Origin of the sequence: Streptomyces sp. NPDC048434 (assembly GCF_043200375.1) — a bacterium.
In the GTDB taxonomy this organism is placed as follows: Bacteria; Actinomycetota; Actinomycetes; order Streptomycetales; family Streptomycetaceae; genus Streptomyces.
This window is the reverse complement of the sequence record NZ_JBICXQ010000016.1, coordinates 138,947-162,855: the sequence shown is the minus strand read 5'-3', so window position 1 is coordinate 162,855 and position 23,909 is coordinate 138,947. Positions and strand designations below refer to the sequence as shown.

General features: G+C 72.8%; 16 protein-coding genes. 6 read left to right on the top strand and 10 right to left on the bottom strand.

Going from position 1 to position 23,909, the window contains the following annotated elements; genetic code table 11:
- Positions 1-22: 22 nt before the first annotated feature.
- A complete protein-coding gene (locus tag ACGFWI_RS20530) occupies positions 23-643 on the top strand; it encodes a TetR/AcrR family transcriptional regulator (protein ID WP_393907390.1) in 621 nt (206 codons plus the stop codon).
- Between the two features lie 99 nt (positions 644-742).
- Here the strand turns inward: ACGFWI_RS20530 and ACGFWI_RS20525 are convergent, their stop codons facing one another.
- The gene (locus ACGFWI_RS20525) at positions 743-3,103 is read right to left on the bottom strand and encodes a CDP-glycerol glycerophosphotransferase family protein (protein WP_393907389.1); all 2,361 of its coding nucleotides are present in this window, start codon (positions 3,101-3,103) and stop codon (positions 743-745) included.
- A 201-nt stretch (positions 3,104-3,304) separates the two neighbouring features.
- On the opposite strand from ACGFWI_RS20525, the gene ACGFWI_RS20520 reads away from it, so the two are divergent.
- Entirely contained in the window at positions 3,305-5,509 is a 2,205-nt protein-coding gene (locus ACGFWI_RS20520) for a PIG-L family deacetylase (protein WP_393907388.1), read from the top strand.
- Here the strand turns inward: ACGFWI_RS20520 and ACGFWI_RS20515 are convergent.
- The 3 genes from ACGFWI_RS20515 to ACGFWI_RS20505 form a co-directional block, all read right to left on the bottom strand.
- Positions 5,467-5,949: a GtrA family protein gene (locus ACGFWI_RS20515; protein ID WP_393907387.1), complete on the bottom strand. Its 483-nt coding sequence runs from the start codon at positions 5,947-5,949 to the stop codon at positions 5,467-5,469. The genes ACGFWI_RS20520 and ACGFWI_RS20515 overlap by 43 nt on opposite strands.
- The gene (locus ACGFWI_RS20510; RefSeq protein ID WP_393907386.1) at positions 5,949-6,935 is read right to left on the bottom strand and encodes a glycosyltransferase family 2 protein; all 987 of its coding nucleotides are present in this window, start codon (positions 6,933-6,935) and stop codon (positions 5,949-5,951) included. Before ACGFWI_RS20510 ends, ACGFWI_RS20515 begins: the two co-directional genes overlap by 1 nt.
- A 78-nt stretch (positions 6,936-7,013) precedes the next feature.
- The gene (locus ACGFWI_RS20505) at positions 7,014-9,629 is read right to left on the bottom strand and encodes a YfhO family protein (protein WP_393907385.1); all 2,616 of its coding nucleotides are present in this window, start codon (positions 9,627-9,629) and stop codon (positions 7,014-7,016) included.
- 115 nt (positions 9,630-9,744) lie between these two features.
- Between ACGFWI_RS20505 and ACGFWI_RS20500 the strand changes: the two genes are divergently transcribed.
- The 3 genes from ACGFWI_RS20500 (at position 9,745) to ACGFWI_RS20490 (ending at position 12,626) form a co-directional block, all read left to right on the top strand.
- Positions 9,745-11,685: a glycosyltransferase gene (locus tag ACGFWI_RS20500; RefSeq protein WP_393907384.1), complete on the top strand. Its 1,941-nt coding sequence runs from the start codon at positions 9,745-9,747 to the stop codon at positions 11,683-11,685.
- Positions 11,686-11,829: 144 nt separating this feature from the next.
- Positions 11,830-12,210 carry a hypothetical protein gene (locus ACGFWI_RS20495; RefSeq protein WP_393907383.1) on the top strand — a complete coding sequence of 127 codons (381 nt, stop codon included), beginning with the start codon at positions 11,830-11,832 and terminating at the stop codon, positions 12,208-12,210.
- Positions 12,211-12,353: 143 nt separating this feature from the next.
- Complete coding sequence (locus ACGFWI_RS20490) at positions 12,354-12,626, top strand: DUF1876 domain-containing protein (RefSeq protein ID WP_393907382.1); 273 nt, start codon at positions 12,354-12,356, stop codon at positions 12,624-12,626.
- 55 nt (positions 12,627-12,681) lie between these two features.
- Here the strand turns inward: ACGFWI_RS20490 and galE are convergent, their stop codons facing one another.
- The 3 genes from galE to ACGFWI_RS20475 form a co-directional block, all read right to left on the bottom strand.
- Positions 12,682-13,659 (bottom strand): UDP-glucose 4-epimerase GalE, encoded by a 978-nt coding sequence (gene galE, locus ACGFWI_RS20485; RefSeq protein ID WP_393907381.1) that lies wholly within the window; start codon positions 13,657-13,659, stop codon positions 12,682-12,684.
- A gap of 53 nt (positions 13,660-13,712) precedes the next feature.
- Complete coding sequence (locus tag ACGFWI_RS20480; RefSeq protein ID WP_393907414.1) at positions 13,713-15,365, bottom strand: glycosyltransferase family 2 protein; 1,653 nt, start codon at positions 15,363-15,365, stop codon at positions 13,713-13,715.
- A 263-nt stretch (positions 15,366-15,628) separates the two neighbouring features.
- Positions 15,629-19,273, bottom strand: a complete 3,645-nt coding sequence (locus ACGFWI_RS20475; RefSeq protein WP_393907380.1) for a CDP-glycerol glycerophosphotransferase family protein — start codon at positions 19,271-19,273, stop codon at positions 15,629-15,631.
- A 249-nt stretch (positions 19,274-19,522) separates the two neighbouring features.
- Between ACGFWI_RS20475 and ACGFWI_RS20470 the strand changes: the two genes are divergently transcribed.
- On the top strand, positions 19,523-20,209 hold the full coding sequence (locus ACGFWI_RS20470) for a class I SAM-dependent methyltransferase (RefSeq protein ID WP_393907379.1): 687 nt from the start codon (positions 19,523-19,525) through the stop codon (positions 20,207-20,209).
- A gap of 94 nt (positions 20,210-20,303) precedes the next feature.
- Here ACGFWI_RS20470 and ACGFWI_RS20465 read toward each other — a convergent pair whose 3' ends face one another.
- The 3 genes from ACGFWI_RS20465 to ACGFWI_RS20455 form a co-directional block, all read right to left on the bottom strand.
- Entirely contained in the window at positions 20,304-21,257 is a 954-nt protein-coding gene (locus ACGFWI_RS20465; protein WP_393907378.1) for a class I SAM-dependent methyltransferase, read from the bottom strand.
- Between the two features lie 365 nt (positions 21,258-21,622).
- Positions 21,623-22,537 (bottom strand): carbohydrate ABC transporter permease, encoded by a 915-nt coding sequence (locus ACGFWI_RS20460; RefSeq protein WP_393907377.1) that lies wholly within the window; start codon positions 22,535-22,537, stop codon positions 21,623-21,625.
- On the bottom strand, positions 22,534-23,895 hold the full coding sequence (locus tag ACGFWI_RS20455; RefSeq protein ID WP_393907376.1) for a carbohydrate ABC transporter permease: 1,362 nt from the start codon (positions 23,893-23,895) through the stop codon (positions 22,534-22,536). Before ACGFWI_RS20455 ends, ACGFWI_RS20460 begins: the two co-directional genes overlap by 4 nt.
- Positions 23,896-23,909: the final 14 nt, after the last annotated feature.

Below are 23,909 nucleotides of genomic sequence, written 5' to 3'. Positions count from 1 at the left end.
GTCGTGACGCTATGCTCAAGGCATGGCAAAGGGCAGCGGGAACGACTCCGCGGCGGCGCGCCGGACCCCGGCAGGCGCCGCCGTACTACGCGAGGACAAGACCGAGGCGATCCGCGCCGCGGTCTTCGAGGAGCTGGCCGCGGCGGGCTTCGCCCGGATGTCGATCGAGGGCATCGCGCGGCGGGCGGGCGTGGGCAAGACCGCCGTCTACCGGCGGTGGCGCTCCAAGCTGCACCTCGTTCTCGATGTGGTCTCCGCGGTGGCAGCGGCAGGTATGCCGACCCCGGACACCGGCTCGCTGTCCGGCGATGTCCGGATGCTGCTGGAGGTCGCGGCCCGGGCGCTGCGGCATCCGATGGCCTCGCAGATCATTCCGGACCTGCTGGCGGAGGCGGCCCGCAGCCCCGAGCTGGCGACCGCGCTCAAGGCCGCGCTGCACGACGGCCAGGAGGGCGTCGCCACGGCGATGGTGGCGCGCGCCGTCGAGCGCGGGGAGATCCCGGCCGGCGCGGACGGCCGGCTGGCCCTGGACCTGCTGACCGGGCCGCTGTACTGGCGGCTGCTGGTCGTCCGCGACGAGGTGCCGGCCGGCTATCTCGACGAGCTGACGGCGGCGGTGGTCAGCGCGCTCGGCGGGCGCTGAGACGGCAGGACCGGGCGCCGGGCCGGATCCGGAAGAGCGTGCGGGGTGCCGCGGCGGTGCATCCGCCGCGGCACCCCGCAGGTGTGCGTATCCGGTGGCTCAGCCCGCGAGCCCGATGTCCGATTCCTGGTCGGACGGCGTGCCCTCCCGCGGGGCGGGCAGCTTGTTCCCCTGGAGCGGCAGTGCGACCGGGCCGGACTCCCCGGCCGCGGCACGCGGGGACGGGGCGACGGTGCGCTCCGCCGGCGGCAGCGGGGCCGGGGCCGCCTCCTGGCCGAGGAAGACCCGGCGCACCACCCGCTCGGCGGCGTGCCCGTCGTCCCATGCGCAGAACCGCGCGCGGAACGCGGTCCGCAGCCCGGCGGCCCGCTCGTCGTTCCAACGGCCGCTGCGGAACGCCTCGATGAGCTCGTCCTCGCTGGTGGCGATCGTGCCCGGGGTGTCGCCCGGCCGGCCCGAGAGCAGGTCGAAGGTGACCCCGCGGGAGCGGACGTAGGTGTCCCAGTCGTCGGCGTAGTTGATGATCGGCCGGTCGAGGTTGGCGTAGTCGAACATGATCGACGAATAGTCGGTGACCAGGGCGTCGGCGGCCAGGCACAGCTCCTCGACGACCGGGTGGCCGGAGACGTCGATCAGCGCACCGTCCTCCTGCAACCGCTGGAGGCCGGGGTCCTGGTCGTAGAAGTAGTGGGTGCGCACCAGCAGCACGAAGTCCTCGCCCAGCTCGCGGGAGATCTTCTCCAGATCGAGCCGCGGGACATAGCCGACCTGGTAGTCGCGCATCGTCGGCGCGTACAGCACGGCCGTCTTGCCGGGGGCGATGCCCAGCCGCTCGCGGATGTCGCGCACGTCCTGGGCCGTGGCCCGGTAGTAGACGTCGTTGCGGGGGTATCCGGCGTCCACCGACGCGAAGCCGCAGGGGTAGACGCGCTCCCACTGCTCGGTGGTGTGCTGGTTGGCGGAGAGCGAGAAGTCCCAGCGGTCCGCGCGGGCCAGCAGCTTGCGGAAGCTCATGCCCTTGGCCGCGGCCGGATAGCGCTTCTGGTCGGTGCCCATGGACTTCAGCGGGGTGCCGTGGTGGGTCTGGAGGTGGATCTGGCCCTCGCGCTTGACCACCCCGTCCGCGAAGTTGACGTTGTTGACGAGGTACTTGGCGCGGGCCACCACCTCCCAGTAGCGCGGTGAGTTCAGTACGACGTAGTCGATACCGGCCGGGACCTCGCCGGCGTCGGCGAGCTGCTTCTTGACGACCCAGACGCCGTGCACCTGCGGCGCCAGCTCCTTGGCCTTCTCGTAGATCGCCAGCGGATTGCAGGACGGCAGCCGGTTCCAGTACGCGGAGTAGACCGCGAGGTTCTCGTCCAGCGGCTGCCGCATCAGCGCCTGGTAGCGCAGGTCCATGGCCTTGCGCTTGGCCTGTCTGACCCGCTTGCCGGCGTGCTTGCGCACGGTGCGCTGCACCTTGCCGGCGACCTTGAGGCCGGCCAGCGCCGGGTAGACGTCCTTGGCGAGCAGCGCGTACTTGCCGCCGGTCACCCCGCCGGGACGGACGAAGCCGGCCGGCACCCGCACGCGGTAGTCGCGGGCGGCGCGGTGGAAGAACTCGGCCTGGGCGTTGTGCGGGAGCCGGCCGGGCTTGTCCAGGACGGTCAGATAGTGGTCGACCATCTTGCGGAACATGTCCGGGCGCCAGCGCGACAGTTCGGGGTGCGCGTCCAGGTAGGTGAAGACCCGGGCGTACTGGTCGAAGACGTCGAAGTGCTTACGGCTGGTGGTGCGCAGGATGTTGCCGCCCTGCCGGCGCTGTCGGTAGTACAGACAGACCCGGTCGAGGACCGCGATCCGCTGTGCGGTGATCAGCGTGCAGAACGTCCAGGGGGCGTCCTCGTAGTAGCCCTCCGGGAACGCGAAGCCGTGCTCCTCGATGAAGTCGCGGCGGTAGGCCTTGTTCCAGACGATCTGCAGCAGATCGAGGAGCTGGGGGCGCTCGGCGAGCGGGAAGGACGGCGCGCCGGACTCGTCGAGCAGCTCGGAGAGCGCATTGCGCCGGGTGGAGCCGTCCCAGTAGGTCCGGGAGTAGTCGAAGATCAGGATCTCGGGGTTGTCGGTGGCGGCCAGCCGCTCGGCCAGGGCGCTGAGCGCGCCGGGGACGAGGGTGTCGTCGCTGTCGAGGAAGAGGACGTAGTCTCCGCGGACCTTCTCCAGACCGGCGTTGCGGGCCTGGCCCAGGCCGACGTTCTCCGGGAGGTGCAGGACCTGGACGCGGTCGTCGCGGGCGGCGTACTCGTCCAGGATGGCGCCGCTGCGGTCGGGTGAGCAGTCGTCGACGGCGATGAGCTCGAAGTCCGCGTCATCCTGCGCCAACACCGAATCCATGCACTCGCGCAGGAAGCCCTGCACTCTGTACACGGGCACGACGATGCTGAAGCGTGGTACGGAGTCGATGCCTATCTCGGACATGCGGTGCTACTCCTCGTGACGGGCTGAGTACAGAACGCAAAAAAGCCTCAAAGGGGTCTTTGCATTGTCAGCCTTCTGACCGCTGTTCACCCAAAAAGGTTGTTGTTCTTCACCTTAAAGTTCTGTGGTCGTCATCACGGATCTGGTTAAGTGGCGAATTTTCGGGCGGCGGGATCTTCCGGCCGACCGAATACTGAGGGCGTGTCACCCGCCCGTCCGCCCCGTGTATCCCGCCGTCGGCTGCTTCATGCCACCGGTGGCGGTGTGCTCGCCGCGACGGCGGGCGCGGGCGTATGGGCCTGGCTGTCGGACGACGTTCCCCGTACGGCCGAACCGGCGGGCTCCGGACGGTCGCTGACGAATCCGGCGGACCAGTCCTTCCTGCATGTCATCGCGCATGCCGATGACGGTCTGTACTTCATGAACCCCGATCTGGAGCAGTCCCTGCGCAGCGGGGCGCGCTCGGTCACCGTCTGCCTCACCGGCGGCGAGGCGGACGGCCGTAACGTCAGCCGGCACGCCCACGACCCCGCCCGCGTCCCGAGGAACCGGGCCGCCTTCTCCCGGGCGCGGGCCAACGGGCTGCGCGCCGCCCACGCCGCGATGGTCACCGGCGACCCGGCCGCCCGCTGGGACGTCGCGGCGCTCTCCCTGCTGCCCGGCTTCGAGGTGGAGATCCAGACACTGCGCGACGCCCCGCAGCACCAGTTGATCTTCCTGGAGCTGGTGGAGGCCAGGGCCGTCTGGCAGGCCCGTGCGACGAGTCTGCGCGGTCTGTGGCTGGGGGCCACCGGCACCCTCCCCACGCTGCGCCCCGCCGGCACCCCCGTGAAGCGGCAGTTCCACTACACCCGCGACCAGGTCACCCAGACCCTGGTGGCGGTGCTCGACCGGGTCGGGCCCACGGTCGTACGCACCCTGGACCCGAACGCGGTGCACTCCAGGAAGCGCCCGCCGGCCACCCCGGACCGCGACCCCCGGCTGGCCGGGCTGCGCTACTACGACCACCAGGACCACACCGCCTCCGCCTACTTCGCGCAGGCCGCGCTGGCCGCGTACGGGGGCCGCGGCCGTCCGCCGATCGTGGAGAACTACCTCGGCTACGAGGCCGGTGTGCTGCCCCATGACGTCGACCTCGGGACCGCCCGCCGCAAGGCCCGGCTGCTGTCGGTCTACGGCTGGGCCGACCACCGCGCCTGCGGCGACCCGGCCGGCTGCGGCGACCGCAAGGTGGGCGCCTCGGCACTCAACGGCGGCTCACGCAACTGGACCCGCAGCACCCGGCTGCGCGCACCCGGCTCCAACGCCTGGATCCGCCCCGCCGCTGACGGCCGGCTCGCCGCCTTCGCGGTGCTGGGCGGGACGGCGCACTGCTGGACGGAGACCCGTCCGGGCAGCGGGAGCTTCGGTGCGCCGGTGCCGGTCGGCGGAGACCTGTTGCAGGGTCAGATCCATGTGGTGCGCCGCCCCGGCGGTGCGCTCCAGCTGTTCGCCTCCCGCACCGTGCTGCCGGGCCGCAACGTCGCCCATCGCCGTGAGCTGCTGACCGCACCGCAGACCGGCACCGCTCCGGACGGCGGGCCCGTCTTCGCGCGCTGGGAGTCGCTGGGCTCCCCGGACCCGGACCCGGTCCGGTCGCTGGAGATCGGCTTCCCCGCCGCGGTGGCCACCCCGGACGGCACGGTGCACGTCTTCGTCCGGACCTGGGACGGCAATGTGGCCCACCGTAGCGGCCCGCACGGTGTGCACTGGTCGCTGTGGCAGCGGCTGGAGGGCCCGGTCAGCACCCTGAACGCCTCACCGCGGATCGTCGACGGGCTGGATGCCTGTGTGGACTCCGACGGGCTGATCCATCTGGTCGCGCCGACCGTAGGGACCGTGCAGCACTGGGTGTCCAAGGAGCCCGGGCACCTGCCGCGGCCGGCCGCGGCCACCGGGCTGCCGCAGCCGGCCGGCCCGGTCAGCGTCGTCCCGCTGGCCGACGGCGCGGTGCGGGCCGTCTTCCGGCGGTCGCTCACCGCCCAGGTGCTGATCGCCGAGCGGCAGCGGATGGTCGGCACCTGGCGGGTGTCGGCGCGCTGTGCGGCGGTCGGCGGCTACGGGCGGGTGGCGGTGGCGACGGTCGGCAGCGGCGACCGGATGGTGCTCGCGGCGCGCGATGACGCGGGCGAGGTACGGATGGCGATGGCCCAGGACGGCCCCGGGTCCTGGCAGCGGGGCAGGGTGTCGCACTCGGCGGCGGCCGGTGTCGCCCAGGACGCCGTCGGGCGGGCGGTGGTGGTCGCGCTGGGCCTCGACGGCCGGCTGTACTCGGCGCGTCAGATGTCGGTCGGGCAGACCGCCCGGTTCGGGCGCTGGCGGGCTCAGGCGGGTTCGCCGGAGCGGGCCGGCGGCGGGTCGGCCTGAGCGGAGGGATCGGTCCGGGCGGCGGGGCCGGTCCGTACGGAGGGGCCGGTCCGGGCGGGCGGGCGCAGAATGCGCCGGGAGACCAGATAGGTGAACGGGAGCGCGCACAGCGCCGCCGCCAGCGGCGCCACCGCGGTGTTCACCCCGCACCACCCCACCAGCGCCATCAGCCCCACGCTCTGCACCCCGTAGTTGGTGACCTGCGTCAGCGGGAAGAGCAGAAACTTCGTCCAGGTCGGGCGGGCGCGGTAGGTGAAGCAGGTGTTCAGGAAGAACGAGCCGACCATGCTCGTCACAAAGGCGGCTGTGTAGGCCGCGAAGTACGGCAGCAGGCGGTGCAGCGGCAGATAACAGGCGTAGAACGTCAGGGTGTTGACCCCGCCGACGGCGGCGAAGCGCACGATCTGGCCGCCGGGGCCGGGCGTCGGCAGACCGCGCATCAGCCGGCCTGCGAACCGGCGGTGGCGGCGCCCGCCGGGCCGGGGGCCGGTGCCGTGGCGGGGACGGCGGCGTTGCTCTCCTTGACCAGGAAGTGCGGCCGCCGCTTGGTCTCGTAGTAGATCCGCCCGATGTACTCGCCGATCAGCCCGAGCATCACCATCTGCAGCCCGCCCAGGCCCACGATGATGGCCACCAGCGTCACATAGCCCGGGGCGGTGACCCCGCCGACAACGGCCGCGCCGATGATCCACAGGGTGTAGACGGCGGCGAGCGCGGCCAGGCCGAGCCCGGCGTAGATGGCCCGCCGCAGCGGACGGCAGTTGAAGGAGAGCATGCCGTCGATGCCGTAGTTGACCAGTGCGCCGAAGTGCCACTTCGTCTCGCCGGCCTCCCGGGCGGCGTTGCGGTAGTCGAAGGTGACGGTGTCGAAGCCGATCCAGGAGAACAGGCCCTTGGAGAAGCGGTTGTACTCGGGCAGCGAGAGCAGCGCGTCCACGGCCGTGCGCGACAACAGCCGGAAGTCGCCCACACCATCGGTGAGTTCGACATCGACCCACTTGTTGACGGCGCGGTAGTAGAGCCTGCTCAGCGCGGTACGAAGCCGCCGGTCGCCGGTCCGGTTGCGCTTGGCGACGACCTGGTCGTGGCCGAGCTGGTAGAGGTCGAGCATCGTCTCGATGAGCTCCGGCGGATGCTGCAGATCGGCGTCCATGATGATCACCGCGTCGCCGGTGGCCGCCCGGAGGCCGGCCAGTATGGCGGGCTCCTTGCCGAAGTTACGGCTGAAGGAGAGATAGCGGGTGGTGCCGCGGTGCTGCTGGGCGAGGCCGCGCAGCCGGGCCAGGGTGCCGTCGGCGCTGCCGTCGTCCACGTAACACAGCTCGTACTCGACGGCGAGCCCGGCGAGGACCGCGCGGACCGTCTCGTCGAAACGGCTTAACACGGCCTCTTCGTTGTAGCAGGGGACGACGATGGAAAGCTTCATCAGCAGGCCTTTTCGCCGGGTTCAGGGGGCGGCTCAGGCACCGCCCCCTGGGGGTAATTCTACAAATCTGTTGGAATGTCACGATGTAAATAGCGTGGTGGCGTGAAGGCGCCGCCGACCGGGGACGGCACCGAAGCCGGCCACCGCGGCGATCGCCAGCGCCGCCGCACCGCTCGCCGCAAGCCCCGTGTGCAGGCCCGGCGGCAGATAGGAACACGACAGCCGCCGGGCGCCCCGGCCCAGCGGAACGGCCAGCAGACCGCCGAACGAGTGCGGTTCGTGCAGCGGTCCGCCGTCCACCGAACAGCCCCATCCCGCAACGGCGGGCAGCGCCAGCACCGCGCTGCCCCTGCTGCCCGGACGCAGCCGGGCCGTCAGCCGATGGCCGTCGGCCGTCAGTTGCGCCGGGCCCCGGGCGCGCAGCGCGCTCACCGCCGCCGTCAGCTGGCGTCCGGACAGACAGCCGATCGCCCGCGCGGGGACGTGCTGCGCGCCGTGGCCGGTGAAGCGCACCGACACCGTGCCGTCCGCGGGCACCCGGCCCAGGGTGCCCACCGGGTTGGCGGTGACGTCATGACTGCCGATCGCCGTGGTGTGCCCGCCCGGGCCGCTGACCTCCCCGGAGAACCAGGGCGCGTACCAGAGGGCGGTGCTGCCCGGGGTGCACCGTGCGCTGAAGGTGGTCCCCGCGCCGTTCGGGTCCGCGGCCGGCCGGCGCACGGCGGGCAGCAGCCAGCCGCCGCGCTCGGGCAGCGGGGCCGCGCCCGCGGTGGGTGTCAGCGCCGGCACCTGGTAGACGGTGGCGCCCAGCACCCGCTCCTGGCGGGCGAACACGGTCTCCTCGCCGGCGGGGCGCGGGAGGGTGCTCCGTACGGTCAGCAGCGGGGCCGGGCGCGCCGGATGCGGGGTGAACAGGGTGCGGCGCTGAGGCACCGGGGACAGATAGCTGCCGACGCCCATGAGCGCCCGGCCCACCGGGTCCTCGAAGCTGAGGGTGTGACGGCCCTTCATGTACCAGCCGGCGCCCAGGCCCCGCAGGGTGCGGGCGGTCACCGCGGGCACGAAGCTGCTGTAGTACGAGCCGCCCTCGCCGCCGATCAGCAGCGGGTCGTTGTTGGCGAACTCGTGCGGGCCCGGGTCGGTGCGGGTGTGCGGCCAGCCGGCGCGGGCGAGCAGCCCGTCCCGGGCGGTCAGCGCCGGCCCGGCCAGCGTGATCTTGGGCTGGAACCAGGCGATCTCGTCCCGTGCCTCGGTCACGGAGAGCGCCGTGTACGCCGAGCCGAGCAGGACCGTGCCGGTCAGCACGGCGCGGACGGCGGCACGGGTACGGGAGGTGTGCGGCACGGTGAGCGCGGCCAGTCCCAGGAGGGTCGGCGCGCCGCCGCCGGCCACCAGGATCCAGGTGGCGGTGCCGACCGCGCCCTCGTCGCGGCAGAGCCAGGCCAGCAGCGCGACCAGCGCGGCGCCCGCGGCCAGTTCGCGGGGCCGCGGGCGGTGCGCCAGGGCGAGCCAGGAGATCATCACGAGGATGCCGCTGAGGACGAAGGCGGCGCGGTACGGGCTTCCGTTGGGCAGCGCGAAACCGTGCCACAGCAGGATCGTCGGCTCCCAGGTGAAGGAGGCGGCGACGGCCGTCGCCAGGGCGTACCAGCCGAGGCGCATCCGGAGCGGTACGGCGCGCACGAACGGGAAGGCGGCCACCAGCAGCAGCCCGGGGACCCCGATGGAGATGTTGGGGACCGGGGCCTCGCCGTGGCCGCCCGGCAGCAGCTGCGCCATCTGGTAGAGCAGCGTCGGCGGGTCGTCGTAGGACATCGCGGGGGCGGGCTGGGCGGCCCGGCCGGCCTGGAGGGTGACGGTCAGCACGGGCGCGGCCAGCAGGATGCCGGTCAGCGCCATCGAGACGGCGCGGGCCAGCGCGTGCAGCCGGTCACGCCACGGCATCCGGGGGGCCGTCAGCAGCCGCATCACCAGCACCAGCGCCATCGCCAGGGTCGCCATCGCGGCCGTATAGAAGTTGCCCGCCCAGGCGAGGGCGACCAGCAGGGTGCCGGCCACCCAGCGGGTGCGGCGCAGACACCAGTCCGCGGCGATCCCGAGCAGCGGCAGTGCCACCAGGCCCCACATCCACATCGGGTCGGCGAAACCGTCGTTCAGCACCCAGGCGCACAGCCCGTAGCCCACCGACAGCAGCGCCCGCAGCAGCCCGGAGCCCTGCCGCAGCCGGCCCAGGAAGACGGTCATCAGGGCGGCGCCCAGGCCGATGCTGAGCAGGGTGACCAGGAAGACCGGCAGATCGGCCAGCGCGCGGGGGAAGAGCCCGACGAGCCAGGAGAACGGGTTCATCAGGTAGGTGAAGAAGTCGGCGAGGAACGGGACGCCGTAGCCGCTGCTCCAGTTGAAGAACAGGTCGCCGCCGGCGGTGCCGTGCATCAGGTCCCACAGCCGGGCGTGGAACGGCACGAACTGATTGCCCAGGTCATTGACGGCGCGTGAGCGCGGGCCGAAGGGGTAGCTGCCGTAAAGGGCGAGCGCGAGGCAGTACGCCCCCATGGACAGCGCCGCCGCGAGCGAGGGCGCCGTCAGCCGCCCGCGGGTCCGGCGCGCCGCGGCCGGGCGTTCACTTCCGGGAAGGGGCCGGGCAACCTCCAGGGGCCGGACCGCCTCTTGTGGGGTGGCGGGCGTCGGAGCCACCGGCACTCCTCCACGATCGGCGAACGTTCACCCAACGTTATATGTCTACGTAGTCCCTTTTATCCGGCTGGGACGCCGGGTATGTCGAGGGATTGCTGAAAGAACGGAGGGCACGGTGCCCGTCCCTGACGACCTCGTGACCGCGGCTTCCGCCGGGGCGGACGCCATGACGACACCGACCGTCTCCGTGATCGTGCCGGTGCACAACACCCGGCGTTACCTCGACCGCAGCCTCGGCTCGGTCTTCGCCCAGACGCTGGACCAGCGCCGGATCGAGGTGATCGCGGTCGACGACGGGTCCACCGACGGCAGCGCGGAATGGCTGGCCGAACAGGCCCGCCGGCACCCCAACCTGACCGTGCTGCGCCAGGAGGCCTCGGGCGGCGCGGGCAAGCCGCGCAACGCCGGGCTGGACCGTGCCACCGGCGACTACGTCTTCTTCCTCGACTCCGACGACCGGCTCGGCCCCGAGGCGCTGCTCGGGCTCACACGCATGGCCCAGCAGTGCGGCTCGGACGTCGTCTGCGGCCGGATCGTCGGCGCCGACGGCCGCGCCGCCCCCGTCGACCTGCGCACCACCAGTGAACAGGTCTCCGTCTTCGACTCCCCCGTCTACTGGTCGCTGGCCGCCTACAAGCTCTTCCGCCGCGCCTTCCTCGAAAAGCACCGGCTGCGCTTCGTCGAGGGCCGGCTGCTGGCCGAGGACCTGCCGTTCGGTATCGCCGCCCTGCTGCGCGCCGAGGTCGTCTCCGTCCTCGCCGACCACGACTGCTACTACCTGCACGGACGCGACGACAACAGCAACGCCAGCCGTCAGGACATCGACTGGTGCGAGTACCTCGACTACATCGCCACCGTCCTCGACGGCGTCGCGGCCGAGGTCCCGCCCGGCGAACAGCGCGACAAACTGCTGGTCCGGCACTTCCACGGCGAGATACTCATGCCCTTCGGGGCCGCCTACCTCGCCCGCGACCCGGCCGGCCGGCAACGGATGGCCGCCGCCGCCCGCCCCCTCGTCGCGCGCTACCTCACCGACCGGGTGCAGGCCGCCCTGCCGCCCGGACTCCGGCTGCGCGCCCACTGTCTGCGCGCCGGGCTCGACGAGGAGCTGACCGCCGTCGTCCGGGCCGACACCGAGCGGCAGCCGGACCCGCCGCACCTCGACGACAACGGCCGGGTGTACGCCGGCTACCCCTGCTTCCGCGACCCGCAGCACGCCGTCCCCGACGCCTGCTACGACCTCACCGACCGCGTGATACTGCGCCAGCGGCTGCTCCGCCGGAGCTGGGCGGGCGGCGTACTGCATCTGCGGGGCACCGCCGCCCTTCCCCCGCTCGGCGGCGACACCGTCGAGATCCTGCTGCACCGCAGCGGCGCCACCCACCGGGTCCCGGCCCGGTACGCGGACGGCGCGTGGCAGGCCGCCGTCGACCCGGCGACCGCGGCGGACGGCGGGCCGCTGCCCGACGGCACCTGGGGCCTCAAGATCGCGGTCACCGCGTACGGCGGAGCGGATGCGGCGGGGCCCGCCTTGTGCCGCGAGGCCTGGCTGGTCCCGGAGGGCGGGGCGGACGGGGACGAGTTCGCGCCGCGGATCGTGGGACGGGGCCCGGCCGGCCCGGCCGTCGCCGCGCTCTTCCTCTCCCGGCCGCACGGCCATCTCCACCTCGACCTGGACCGCGACGGGGCACGCCGGCCGCTCGGCGACGATCTGCGCGGCGCGGCGGACTGCACCCGCTCCGGGCGGGCCACCCTCACCGCGCGCCTCACCCTGCCCGGCTGCCCCGTGGACGCCGAGCTGCGGCTGGTCCTCTACGACGCGACGCGCACGGTGGCGCTGCGCACCACGGCCGAACGGGGCGCCGGCGACCACTACACCGTGCGCTCCGTGCTGCGCAGCGGCCCCCCGGGCACCTGGCGGGTGGCCCTGCGGGTGACCGCGGGCCCGCTCCGCCGCGAACTGCCGGTCCGGACGGCCGGCGGGCGGACACCGCTGACCCTGACCGTGCCCGGCGCCCGTTCCGCGAAGACGCTGCTGCGCCGCTCGCGCGGCTGACGCCGGGACCGGCCCGTTCGGCCACCGCCGAAAACCATTGTGCGATCCGCCCCGCTGGAACAGGCTGACCAACCATCAGGCACCCGTAGGGGTGCACCCGCGACCTTCATCTCGCGGGGCCGCTTGACCAAGGGGGAGCAACTCATGTCCGTATTGAAGCGAGCCGGAATGGCGGCCATGGCCGTCGCGGCGCTTGTCGTCCCGGCGGGCGTGGTGGTCGGCACGGCCGGAACCGCAGCAGCCGCGGGAGGCACCGTCCAGGGCTGTCCCTACGGGGCGGTCTGCATCTACCCGCAGAACGCCGGATGGAACGGCGGCCACCCGTCGCTCTTCTACTACAGCTATGGGGCCCACAACCTCAGCAACCAGGTCGGGACGCACCGCATTTACAACAACCAGTCCGGCGGCGCGACCATGCGGACCTGCACGGGTTACAACGGCACGGGGTGCCAGGGCTACCTCCCGGCCAACAACTACATCGACAAGGACCTCACGCCGATCAACTCGATCACCCTGGAGCGGTAGGGGACCGGCCGGCGTGAGCGCGCCCGGGGCGGGCCTCCAGCGGGAGGTCCGCCCCGGGCGCGGCCGTGCCGGGCCGGGGCACATCGTGCGCCGGCCGCCCGGCAGGCGCACGCTGGTAACAGGGGCCCCCGGAGGTGATCGTGATGCTGCAGACGACCGTCGGATGGCATGTCGAGATGGAATTCGAGGAAGACGCCCACCGCACCCGCGCCGCCGCCCTCGTACGGCTTCCCGACGGGAGCGAGGTACGGGCCCACGGATACGCCAGCCGCCACCCCGTCGACTCCAACCAGCCGAGGGTCGGCGAGGAGGTCGCGGGAGCCAGAGCGCTCAACGAACTGGCGATGACTCTGCTGACCAAGGCCCATGACGAAATCGACGAGGCTTCGGGCCGGACGTCGCACCCGCTGACCTGACCCGCGCCCCGGATCCCCGCCGGGCACCCGCGTACGCGCGCGGCGCGGCCCGCGCTCAGGCCTGCGGGCGGTGGTGCTGCCAGCCCGCCCACGCCGAGGTGATCATGTCGCGCACATCGTGGCGGGCCTTCCAGCCCAGCTCCGCGGTGATCCGGTCGGCGGCCGCGACCACCCGGGCCGGGTCGCCCGCACGACGCGGGGTGACCTCGGCGGTGACGCCCCGGTGCCCGGTGATCTCGGTGATCAGGTCGACCATCTCGCGCACCGAAATGCCCTCGCCGCGCCCGATGTTCAGCGTCAGATCGCGCACCGGACCCGGCTCGGCGAGCTTGCGGGCGGCCGCCACATGGGCCTCGGCGAGATCGGCGACATGGATGTAGTCGCGGATGCAGGTGCCGTCGGGGGTGTCGTAGTCATCGCCGAAGATGAGCGGTGCGGCGCCCTCGGTGAGCTTCTCGAAGACCATCGGGACGATGTTGTACACCCCGGTGTCGGCCAGCTCAGGGGCGGCCGTCCCGGCGACGTTGAAGTAGCGCAGACAGGCGGTGCTGATGCCGTGCGCCTTGCCCGCCGCACGGGCCATCCACTCGCCGACGAGCTTGGTCTCGCCGTACGGGTTGATCGGTGTGCAGGGGGTCTCCTCGGTGACCAGCTCGACATCCGGCATGCCGTAGACCGCGGCCGAGGAGGAGAACACCAGCCGGCCGACACCGCCTGTGGCCATCGCCTCCAGCAGCGTCTGCAGACCGTGCACATTCTCGCGGTAGTAGTGCAGCGGCATCTCGACGGACTCGCCGACCTGCTTCTTGGCGGCCAGATGCACGACATCGGTGACACCGTGCTCGGCGAGGGTGGCATCGAGCAGCCCGCGGTCGAGCGTGGAGCCGACGACGAGGGGGACGTCCTCGGGGATCCGGGCGGCCACGCCCGTCGTCAGATCGTCGAGCACCACGACCGTCTCGCCCGCCTGACGCAGGGCCCGTACGACATGGGCGCCGATGTAGCCGGCACCACCCGTGATCAAGTAAGACATAGCGCCAATCCTAGGTCGGGGTCGAAGAGTGCGGGGAGCGGGCCCGGGGCGGCTCAGCCGCGCAGCCGCCGGGCGGCGATCCGCCATACGCTGCGCAGGCCGGAGGCGACCCGCAGTGACAGGGCGCCGCCGGTCGTCGCATACGGCTGCACCAGCAGCACGGCATGGCGGCGGCTGGGCAGCACCCGGCGGCGCAGCCCCGGCCCCAAGGCCCGCAGCGCGGCCCGGAAACCGGCCCCGTCCGCGCAGCTGACCTGTGCCATCAGGTCCCAGGGCTCGGGGTCGGCGGAGTGCCGCCCGCCGCGCTCGGCCAGCGCCGCGAGATCCAGTACGACCTCGGCGGTCCAGCAGGCCTGGGACCCGCCGACGGCCGGAGCCGGGGTGAGGGCCGCGGTGTGGACCGGGCCGCGCCGGTCGTCCCGGCGGCGCCGCAGCTCGATATCGATGCTCTCCGGCCCCGAAGCGGCCAGCCGCCCGTACAGATCGTGCACCCGCAGCCGCAGCACACCGGGGCCGCCGGCCGTCGGTTCCGCGTCTATGGTCACCGGCAGCCGGTGCATCGGCTTGGTGCCGAGCGCGTCCAGCTCGACCTCGGGCAGGTCCTTGGACCACACCGCGCGGCCGTCGGCCTCCGCGTACGGCGGCAGCAGCCGGCCGGGCCGGGCCGCCAGCTGGGTCAGCCGTTCCAGGTCCCGCGGGGCCGGCGAGGCCAGCACGACCCGGGCCAGCCAACGGGCCGGGGCACGGGCCGCGCGCAGATCGCCCTCGTCGAAGCCGGCCAGATAGTCGCGGGTCAGCCGCCACCACTCGGCGCGGTAGTCGGCGCCGCGGGTGTGCAGCTCGCGGACGTACATCCGCAGATCGTGGTCGAGGAACTTGGTGTCCGCGGCGTGCGCCAGCGCCTTGTGCCCGGCGTCCTGGAAGATCTGCACGCTGGCGCGGTGCGCCGCGATCCGCGCCTGCCAGTTGGCGACGTCCTTGCGGTCCAGCGAGATCGACTGCCGGGCGGCCGAGCGGCGCACATGCCAGACGTAGACCCGGTCGGGGATCGTCGCCACGCGGGGGGCGGCGGCCAGCACCCGCGCGGTGAACACGAAGTCCTCGTAGGTGAAGCGGCCCTCGGGGAAGGTGATGGCGTGCCTGTCGAGGAACGCCCGCTCGTAGAGCTTGTTGACGCACAGCGTGTCCCGGACCAGCTGGGGGCTGGATTCGGGGGAACTGTGGACGGCCGGCTCGCGGTAGAGGCCCGGCTGCCAGGGGACATCGCGGTGCGCGGGCAGCTCACGGCGTACGCAGGCGCCGGCCGCGACCGGGGCGTCATGCTCCAGAGCGGCGGCCAGCAGCGCCCGGGCCGCGCCCGGAGGCAGCACATCGTCGCTGTCGAGGAACATCACGAAGCGTCCGGTGGCGGCGCGCAGACCGTCGTTGCGCGGGGTGCCGCAGCCGCCGCTGTTCTTGTCGCGGTGGATCACCCGGAGGCGCGGTTCGGTGTGGGCGAGGGCGTCCAGGGCGGCGCCGGTGCCGTCGGTGGAGGCGTCGTTCACCGCGATCACTTCGGTGACCGTTTCGCCGGGGGGCCCCTGCGCGAGTGCGGAGCGCACCGCATCGCAGACATGGCCGGCATCGTTGAAGGCGATGACGACGATGCTGACCTGCGCGGATGGCGTGATGGTGGGCCCCGTCAGCGGATCGAGGGCTTCTTTCACAGTCACTGAATCTACATTTCGTGTCGACAGCATCTCTTGGCGCGAGCGGGGTCCGAACCCATTTCTGATGGTTCAGAGGGCGAATCCCGTCGAGCGGTTGCACCCCCCGCTCCGCTTTTCCCGCCCTCTTGCCGTCTTCTTACCCGGCGGGAGCCGGGGCTCGGGGTGTGCAGGCCCGTAAGAGCGCCTGCACATGCTGTAACGACGCGAGTGCCGCACGATGCCGATCCGCACGCCACCACCTTGCGGCGGGCCGGCCCCGCTCACCCCTCCATCAGATCCGCGACCCGGCCCGCCGCACCTCCGTCGTCCCGGTGGCAGAAGGCTTCCCGGAAATCCGCGTACGCGTCCGCGCCTGCCGCGGCGATCGCCTCCAAGTCGCCCAGCGCGTCGATCAGTTCACCCGTCGAGGTGAGCAGCGGGCCCGGCACCCGGGCCTCGAAGTCGAGGGTGAAGCCGCGCAGGGTGTCGCGGTAGTGCGGCAGATCGGGCGTCAGAAACAGCATCGGGCGCCCGGTGTTGGCGAAGTCGGCGGCCAGCGACGAGTAGTCGGTGACCAGCACGTCCGAGGCCAGCAGCAGCTCGGTGGCGTCCGGGTGGGCGGAGACATCGAGGGCGAAGGGGGCGTGATGGGCGGGCAGCCGGTCGGCGACCAGCGGATGGCTGCGGACCAGGAGGACGTGGTCGTCCGCCAGTTCCTGCCGTGCCAGCTCCAGGTCGAGCGGCAGATGCAGCCGGTGGTGGCCCGCGTCGTAGGCCAGATCGTCGCGCGGTGTCGGCGCGTACAGCACCACTTTCCGGCCGGGCTCGATGCCCAGCCGCTCGCGGACCGCGGCCGCGGTCCGGTCGCGGTCGGCGGCGAAGAAGGCGTCGGTGCGCGGCAGCCCGGTCTCCAGCAGCCGGCCGGAGTAGCCGAGCGCGGAGCGCAGCACCGGGGTGCTGTGCGCATTGGGCGACAGCAGCACACTCCACTGCCGGCTGACCCGCGGCCGCGGCGCCAGATGGGCCAGCCCCGCGCACAGCGTCCCGGCCAGATCGGCGCCGATCCGCTTGAGCGGGGTGCCGTGCCAGGTCTGGATGATGCGCTGCCCGCCGCGCCGGGTGAACCAGCGGGGCAGATGGGTGTTGGTGACCACCCAGCGGCTGTGCGCCAGCGCGCCGTGCCATTCGGCGCTGCCCACCAGCACCGCACGGGCCGTCTCCGGCACCGCGGTCTGCGCATCGCGGACCGCCCACAGATGCTCCACGTCCATGCCCCGACGCACCAGTTCCTCGTGCACCGCACGCGGCGAATCCCCGTACGCGCGGCCGCCGAAGCTGCTGTAGAGGACGGTGTCGCGCAGCGGACGGGAGCGGTGCAGCGAGTAGTGCTGTTCGCGCAGCATCCGGCGGCGGTAGGGGCCGCGGTCGGTGGCGGGCAGCGCGGGTCCCGCCACCACGAGCGTCTCGTCGTGCCGGTGCCGGTCCAGGGTCAGCGGCTTACCGCGGACCGTACGGGCGGCCGGCAGCCCGTCGAGGAGGGACGGGGTGCAGCGGACCGGGGCGTCCAGCGCGGAGCCGGGCGCACCCTGCTCGCGCAGATGCAGTGTCCAGCGGCCCTCGCGCAGCGGCAGCGGGCCGGCGAGCGACGGCAGCGCGCCCAGCGGCAGCGCGCCGTGGAACCGGCCGTCGTCGTGGGTGGTGGGGAAGGCCAGCTCGGCGTCGTGCTCCCCGTGTTTGAGGACCAGTTCGGTGGCGTGCGGCGCGGCGTCCGGCAGCCCGCCCGCCACCAGCAGGGTGCCGTCGGCGCGCCACATCGCCCGGTCCAGGTACGGCTGCGGGGTGCGGTCGTGCAGGACGAGGTTCCCGGCCGGGCCGGCCGCCACGACCAGCTCGCGGCCGTGCGGGAGCGGATAGGCGACGGGCGCGAGCCCGGGGCCGCAGGCGATCGGGTCGGTGCCGCCGTCGGGCAGTACCACCTCGGGCGCCCAGCTCTCGGTGTGCGCCGGCGGGATCGCCCGTGGCGCGCCGTCCCGGGAGGGCCGGGCGGCGGCCAGCGCGTCGAGACGGATACGGAAGGTGAGCGGCGGGGACGCGGGGCCGGACGCCTCGCCGGCCTCCCGCGGCCCCGCCTCTGTCTGCGTCCCTGCGCCCGTGCCCGACCCCGCAGAAGGCTCCGTCTCCACCGGGAACGACACCACCGTGCCGGTCCCCTGGTGGGTCAGCCGCAGCGCGGCGGGCGGTGGTCCCGGTGTGGTGACGGTCAGGTCCAGGGCGCCGGCCGCCGCCGCATGGTGGCCGGTCAGCCGCCGGGCCGGGCGGACCACCGACAGCCGCAGCCGCCCGTCCGGGTACCGGGGCGTGATCCGTACCCCGCCGTCCGTGCCGTCCCCGGACCGCTCATGGGTACCCGGAGCGGCGCCGGAGCCGGTCTCCGCGGCCTGCAGCGCCGCGGCCCGCACCACGCCCGCCGACGCCAGCAGCACCCCGACCGACCAGTCGGCCTCCTCCCAGCGCCCGCCTTTGCGCAGCCGGGCCGGATCGAGCCGCAGCTCGAAGCCCGACCAGTCGTAACAGTGCAGCTCCTGACCGGACTCGGCGGTCGCCTCCGGCATCGCCGCCGCCCGCAGCGGCAGCAGGATCCGGCGCCGCCCGCACGACAGCACCGCCGTCCTGAGGTAGCTGTGCCGGTGCGCCGCGTCCAGATTCCGGATGTAGGCGTAGCCGCGCAGCACCAGCACGCCGTTCCGCCACACCGCTTCCCGGACCCGGGCCCGTACGGGGAAGTCGGCGCGGTCCAGCCGGGTCACCCCCGGCGGCAGCTCCAGCGGTGGCGTCAGCGGCAGCACCGCGCGCTTGCGCAGCGGCGGCCCGGCGACGGTGAACCCGGCCGGGTTGCGGGCCTCGTGGGTGAGCAGGGTGAGCAGGTCGGCCAGGCGCCCGGTGCGGATCAGATACCAGCGCATCCGCAGCTCGACGGGCAGCGTGGGGAACAGCCGCGGATCGACACCGGAGAGGAAGTCGCGGGCGCAGTCCAGGAACGCCGTCCGGCACTCCGGCGAGGCTCCCGGCAGCGCGTCGACCAGATCGAGCAGCCCGTCGGTGAGCTGCGAGCGGTCGTAGTCGCGCTGATGGACGCGCAGCCGGGCGTGGGCCGGGTCGGCGAGGAAGCGCCGGATGCCGGCCACCGCCGCGAACCGGTCCCGCACGCCCCGGGCATCGAGTCGCCGGTGGCGGTCGGGCCCTTCCGGCAGCCGCCAGTAACAGACGTGCTCCTGCAGGACGTCGATCGCCCCGGCGAGAAAGAGCGCGGGCAGCGTCACCGCCGCGTCGTGGCACAACTCGCCCTCGGGGAAGGCGAACCGATGCTTGTCCCAGAAGGCGCGGCGGAAGACCTTGTTGCGGGCGAAGTGGTCGGACAGCAGGCCGAGGTCTTCGCCGAGGTGGGTGCGCAGCGCGGTGGCACGGGCGGCCGGATGGTGCGCGGACTGGCTGCGGCCTGCCGCACCGAGCCGGTAGACGTTGCCGGTCGCCAGGTCCGCGCCGGACCGGTCCAGCAGGCCGACCAGGTCCTCGTACGCGCGCGGCAGCAGCACATCGTCGGCGTCGAGGAAGGCCAGATAGCCGGTGTGCGGATAGGCGTGCCGGGCACCGGCGTTGCGGAGCGCGCCGCAGCCGGGAGCCGGATCGCCCCCGGGATGGTGGACGATGCGGAACCGTGGGTCACGCTCGGCGAAACGGCGGGCGAGCGCGGCGGGAGTGCCCTCCGCGGCGGCGGCGCTCCCGTCCGCTGGCGGGCCGTCATCGACCATCACCACATCCAGATCGGTCAGCGTCTGAGCCGCGACCGACTCCAGGCACTCCTCCACATTCCGCTCGGACCCCTCGATGCGATGGACCGGGACGACGACGGTGAGCCGAGGCTTCATACGCGGACCAAGCCTTTCCGGACGGGCGATGCACAGGACCGGTCCGTTCAACTCGCCCGCGGCGGCACGGTCACCGGATCTGCGCTGAAAGGGTGAGAGGCCGCATCGGCAGTACGTGTGTGCATGATGACGCGCGGTGCGCGAATTCGGCGCGCCGCAGCGCCAGGGCCGTGTCCGATGCCGTAGACCCGTTGCACAGCTTTACGGCGCCCCACGCCGTGTTTCCCCAGGGAAGGTGACCGCGTCCCGATGCCCGGCCGAACCGACAGCTCCGCCGCCACCGACAGCCCCGACGCCGGGCCGCCCGGCAGCGACACCCGGACCGCCCGGCCCGCGCGCCCCACGGGTACCGCGCCCGCCGCCTCCACCGCGCGGCTGCCGGCCGACCGGGGACGCGGCGGCCCGGCGCGGCTGCTGCCCGCCCGGTCCCCGTACCGCAGCCAGCTGCGGCGGATCGGCAGCGGCCGGGTGCTGGAAATCGGCTGCGGGGCCGGCGACACGCTCGCCGACTGCGCGCGCGGCAGCGTCGGGGTGGACCACGACCCGCAGTCCGTGGCGCACTGCCGGCAGCGCGGACTGACCGCCTACACGGCGGACACCTTCCTCACGAGCCCGCATGCCCGGCCCGGCGCCTTCGACGCCCTGCTGACCGCGCATGTCCTGGAGCATCTGGACGACGAGCAGGTCGAGGGCCTGCTGCGGGCCTACGTCCGGTACGTACGGCCGGGTGGCGGGGTGCTGCTGATCACCGCGCAGGAGGCGGGACACCGGGCCGGCCCCACGCCGGTGCGCTTCACCGACTTCGCCCTGCTGCGCGCCTTCGCCGAGTCCGCCGGCCTGGTCGTACGGCGTAGCTACTCCCACCCGCTGCCGCGGCCGGCCGGGATGCTGCTGCGGTCCAACGCGTTCGTCCTGGTGGGGCAGGTGCCCCGCTAGGACGTGTCACCGGCTCCTCCGGCGCCGGACCGCCCCGGGCGCGGCAGCGCGCGGGCCGGGGCGGAGTGGCGCGCCCCGGCCCGCGCCGGGTGCCTCAGCGCGTACGGGCCCGCTTGCGGGCCTTCACCAGGGCGCGGGTGACGACCGGCGGCAGCACGTCCAGGGCGACCCGGCGCAGCGTGCTGCGCGAGGGGACCGGCGGGCGCGCGGCCGGGCGGGCCGCGGAGGCCTTCGGCGACTGCGCCGTCGGCCGCTGCGAAGTGCGGGCGGCGGACTTGTGCCGGGAGACCGGGTGCGCGGGCTCCTTGGCGCCCTTCGCGCTCAGCCGGACCAGCGGGGCGCCGTTGACGTACTGCACCTCGTGCCAGATGTCACCGCGCGAGGTGATCCACTCCACCAGCGCCTTCTGCAGCGGCTCGGGATCGCCCCAGGTTCCGTAGAACTTGGTGCCGGTGATGCAGATGGGGCGCAGCCCCTCGTTCGCGACGGCCTGCCAGGTGGCGGCGGCCACCCCCGGGCAGTGTTCGGCACGGTAGTCGTCCATCACCACGACGCCGTGGTCGGTGAGCAGCTTGCGCACCGCGAGGATGTCGCCGTGCACATGCTCGTACAGATGCGAGGCGTCGATATGGGCGAAGCGCACCGAATCCTCGTCGACATGGTCGCTGACGACCGAGCTGAGGCCCTGGACGATGGTGGGCAACTCGTCGTGGAAGGCGAGGTAGTTGGCCTCGAACGCGCGGCGGGTCAGCGTCGCATAGGACTTCTTCATCTCCTTGGAGTTGGAGGAGTCCTCGGCGGGGGAGTCGAAGAGGTCGCAGACCGTGAAGCGCTCCTCGTCGCGCAGCCGCGCACCGAGGAAGATGGCGCTCTTGCCCATATAAGCGCCCAGTTCGAGCAGGTCACCCGGCTCCGAACGGTCCTGCTGGTGCGCCAGGAACCAGTCGAAGAGCAACTGGTCGGCGGTGAAGAACCAGCCTTTGACATCGGACAGCCGGGTAGGGCGCGGGAGCTGTTCGGCACTCTGGTCTGCGATGGGGGCAGTCATGTGCGGTCCGTCTCCAGACGGTCGGGAACGTAGGGCTGAGTACGACGCGTGCGTGGGGGAGTACGTGCGGTATGTGCCGGCGCTGTCTGCCGTGGATGTGCCCGGTATGCGGGGATACGTCTGCTGTTGTTGCTAGCTCTGCAGTTATGGACGCGCCCGGCGTCCTGGCCGCTGCGCAGGGGCGCGGCCCCACGGGGACCGGGGCGCCCTCACTCGATTCGAGAGACGTTCGAGCGACACCCAGGCAGTCTCCACGACGAAGCCCGGTCGCACCATGCGTTTCACGGCAGTGACGTCATCGTAGGGGGAGGAAAATGAACGGGAGATGGCGCGGAGGCGGGCGCCGGCGGGCCCCCGCGCGGATCTCACTTCACCGCGCCGGCCATCACCCCGGAGACGAACTGACGCTGGAAGGCGAAGAAGACGATCAGCGGCACCACCATCGACAGAAAAGCGCCGGGCGCCAGCACATCGATGTTGTTGCCGAACTGCCGCACCTCCTGCTGCAGCGCGACCGTGATCGGCGGATTACCGCTGTCCGCGAAGATCAGCGCGACCAGCATGTCGTTCCACACCCACAGGAACTGGAAGATCCCCAGCGAGGCGATCGCCGGACCGCCCAGCGGCATCACCACGCGGGTGAACAGCCGCAGCTCCCCCGCCCCGTCCAGCCGGGCCGCCTCCAGCAGCTCGCGCGGGATCTCGGCGAAGAAGTTCCGCAGCAGGAACACCGCGAACGGCAGCCCGAAGGCCGTATGGAAGAGGATCACCCCGGCCGTCGTCTCGAAGAGCCCGACCGCACCGAACAGCTTGGCCACCGGGATCAGCGCCACCTGCACGGGCACCACCAGCAGCCCGACGACGACCATGAACCAGCCGTCCCGGCCGGGAAAGTCCATCCAGGCGAACGCATAACCGGCCAGCGAGCCGATGACCACGACCAGCACCGTCGCCGGCACCGTGATCGCCGCCGTGGTCAGCAGCGAGCCCATCACCTTGTCGTTGGACAGCAACTGGCTGTAGTTGTCCCAGGTGATCTGGGCCGGCTTGCTGAAGACCTGCCACCAGCCGGACTCGGCGATCTGCTGCGGGCTGCGCAGCGAGGACAGCAGCAGCCCCACCGACGGCATCAGCCAGAACAGGGCCACGAGAACCAGGGAGATCCGCATCGCACCGCCGCCGGTCCTCGCCACGATCCGGGCGGCGAGCGGCCGCCTGGCCCGTACGGCACCGGCAGCCCCGGCGCGCTCGGCCGGTACGACACCGTCCACGGTCGTCATCGGCGACGCTCCTTCCGTATGCGCCGGAGATTGACGTACATCACCGGCAGCACGAGCAGCAGCAGGAACACGGCGATCGCGCTGCCCAGGCCCTCGTCGACATCGGTACCGAACGACGACTGGAAGAGCTGGAGCGCCAGTACATTCGCGGATCTGATGCTGGAGCCCGGCGCGATGATGTACACCAGGTCGAAGATCTTCAACACATTGATCATGAGAGTGACCAGCACGACCACCAGAACCGGCGCCAGCAGCGGCACCGTGATCCGGCGGAAGACCTGCCACTCGCCCGCGCCGTCCACCCGCGCCGCCTCCAGCAGCTCACGCGGGACACCCGCCAGCCCCGCCGCGATCAGCACCATCGCGAAACCGGCCCACATCCAGACGTAGGAGCCGATGATGGCCGGGGTGACCAGCGCCGGGCCGAGCCAGTCGACGCCGTTGTAGGCCTCGGCGAAATTGGCCGCGGGCAGCCGGAGCCGGGCGCCGTCGGCCCGGCCGGACGGCAGCGCATAGGTCCCGTCCGCCGCCGTCGTCGCCGAGGCGACCACCCGGCCGCCCCTGACCGCCTCCACCGTCAGCCCGGCCAGCGCCTTCTCGTTGCCGTCGAGGGCATTGGGGCGGCCGCCGCCACCACGGGTGAAGTCCAGCCACACGGTGCCCGTGACCATGCCCGGCCGGGGCCCGGCGGCCGCCGCGGGCCGTGCGCCGCGCAGATCGTCCGGCCGGACGGCGACCAGCGGCAGATTCACCGGGGACCCCGCCCGTACGGCCGAGCGCGTGGTGAACGCACCGCCGCCGGACGGCACGAGGGCGGCTCGGGGCCGCGGTTTGGCGCCGGGGAACGGCGCCGGGTCGGAGAACGTGTCATGGATGCCGACCCACACCGCGTCGGCGACTCCGCGCTCCGGGTCCTGGTCGTAGACCAGCCGGAAGATGATGCCGGCCGCCAGCATCGAGATCGCCATCGGCATGAACACGATCAGCTTGAAGGCGGTGCCCCACCGGATCCGCTCGGTCAGCACCGCGAAGATCAGCCCCAGCACCGTCGAGACCGTCGGCGCCACCACGACCCAGATGATGTTGTTCCTCAGCGCCGTACGGATGCCCTCGTCCGAGAACATCGCACCGTAATTGCCCAGCCCCACAAAGCCGTTGCCGGACGCGTCGAACAGGCTGCGGTAGACGGAGAAGACGATCGGGTAGACGACCAGCGCGCCGAGCAGCAACAACGCCGGCAGCAGAAACGCCGCGGCGGTCCACGGGCGGGTGCCCGGAACACGGCCGCGCCGCCTGCCGCCACCACGCCGGCCGCGCTCCCTGCTGTCACTGACCTTGCTGACCTGTACGGCGCTCATCGTGACGGTCCCCC

What these genes read in the sequence shown, in the direction of transcription:
- ACGFWI_RS20530 (WP_393907390.1), top strand. Translation starts at nt 23, where the DNA reads ATGGCAAAGGGCAGCGGGAACGACTCCGCGGCGGCGCGCCGGACCCCG.
- ACGFWI_RS20495 (WP_393907383.1), top strand. Translation starts at nt 11,830, where the DNA reads ATGTCCGTATTGAAGCGAGCCGGAATGGCGGCCATGGCCGTCGCGGCG.
- ACGFWI_RS20470 (WP_393907379.1), top strand. Translation starts at nt 19,523, where the DNA reads ATGCCCGGCCGAACCGACAGCTCCGCCGCCACCGACAGCCCCGACGCC.
- galE (WP_393907381.1), bottom strand. Translation starts at nt 13,659, where the DNA reads ATGTCTTACTTGATCACGGGTGGTGCCGGCTACATCGGCGCCCATGTC.
- ACGFWI_RS20475 (WP_393907380.1), bottom strand. Translation starts at nt 19,273, where the DNA reads ATGAAGCCTCGGCTCACCGTCGTCGTCCCGGTCCATCGCATCGAGGGG.
- ACGFWI_RS20510 (WP_393907386.1), bottom strand. Translation starts at nt 6,935, where the DNA reads ATGAAGCTTTCCATCGTCGTCCCCTGCTACAACGAAGAGGCCGTGTTA.
- ACGFWI_RS20460 (WP_393907377.1), bottom strand. Translation starts at nt 22,537, where the DNA reads ATGACGACCGTGGACGGTGTCGTACCGGCCGAGCGCGCCGGGGCTGCC.
- ACGFWI_RS20455 (WP_393907376.1), bottom strand. Translation starts at nt 23,895, where the DNA reads ATGAGCGCCGTACAGGTCAGCAAGGTCAGTGACAGCAGGGAGCGCGGC.
- ACGFWI_RS20515 (WP_393907387.1), bottom strand. Translation starts at nt 5,949, where the DNA reads ATGCGCGGTCTGCCGACGCCCGGCCCCGGCGGCCAGATCGTGCGCTTC.
- ACGFWI_RS20465 (WP_393907378.1), bottom strand. Translation starts at nt 21,257, where the DNA reads ATGACTGCCCCCATCGCAGACCAGAGTGCCGAACAGCTCCCGCGCCCT.
- ACGFWI_RS20525 (WP_393907389.1), bottom strand. Translation starts at nt 3,103, where the DNA reads ATGTCCGAGATAGGCATCGACTCCGTACCACGCTTCAGCATCGTCGTG.
- ACGFWI_RS20490 (WP_393907382.1), top strand. Translation starts at nt 12,354, where the DNA reads ATGCTGCAGACGACCGTCGGATGGCATGTCGAGATGGAATTCGAGGAA.